Below are 342 nucleotides of genomic sequence, written 5' to 3' on the forward strand. Positions count from 1 at the left end.
ACGAAAGGAAACGCATGAGCGCACCCGGGCGCTCCGGAAACTCGAAGCGGAACAGGCGTTCGTCGTGCGCGAGCGGCGAGCGTCCGCCCACCATGTAGCGGATGTGCTGCTTCGACAGTTCGTCGCCCGTGAGATCGACGCTCGGAAAGCCGTGATCGACGAAGGTCCTCGCGATCTGCTGCGACTCGCCGCGGTTGCGGATCTGCACGCCCACAAAGATGTGCGCGCGCTCGGCGTCGTCGATGCGGTAGTTGAACTCGGTCACGCTGCGCGTACCGACCAGCTCGCAGAAGCGCCTGAAGCTGCCGCGCTCCTCGGGGATCGTCACCGCGAACACCGCTT

At 65.5% G+C, this 342-nt stretch carries 1 pseudogene; it reads right to left on the minus strand.

What is annotated here, in order from left to right:
- Window positions 1-342 (minus strand): annotated as a pseudogene (locus tag AB4Y43_RS40540) (threonine ammonia-lyase, biosynthetic); the annotation flags it as partial.

The organism is Paraburkholderia sp. BR10872, assembly GCF_040965835.1.
GTDB classification, from domain to species: Bacteria; Pseudomonadota; Gammaproteobacteria; order Burkholderiales; family Burkholderiaceae; genus Paraburkholderia; species Paraburkholderia nodosa_A.